Source organism: Bartonella florencae (assembly GCF_000312525.1).
GTDB classification, from domain to species: Bacteria; Pseudomonadota; Alphaproteobacteria; order Rhizobiales; family Rhizobiaceae; genus Bartonella; species Bartonella florencae.
Genome location: NZ_HE997520.1, coordinates 1 through 292, shown reverse-complemented (window position 1 = coordinate 292; position 292 = coordinate 1). Strand labels below are relative to the sequence as shown.

Here is a 292-nt window from a genome sequence, read left to right as displayed (position 1 = left end):
TGGCACCAATGTAGGAGCAACCCATGTTCATGGGGGTGTCTCCCCTGGTGGTTCTATGACAGGAAATCCAAAATGAACAGTGGAATGGACCGTATGACAGGAAAACCTTTATCCGGTATTGATCATTTGCGCCAATCAATTCTTGATATTTTAACAACACGCATTGGCACGCGGGTAATGCGGCGCGATTACGGTTCACGCATTGGAGAACTGATTGATGCACCAGCCAATAACGCCTTTGCTGTTGCCCTTTATGCCGCCGTTGCTGAAGCTTTAGACAAATGGGAACCCC

1 protein-coding gene is annotated in these 292 nt (G+C 48.3%); it reads left to right on the top strand.

The window, feature by feature from the left end; genetic code table 11:
• Positions 1-72: 72 nt before the first annotated feature.
• Positions 73-292: GPW/gp25 family protein (locus tag BN202_RS09145; RefSeq protein ID WP_034988299.1), on the top strand; the 220-nt coding region annotated here is incomplete at its 3' end.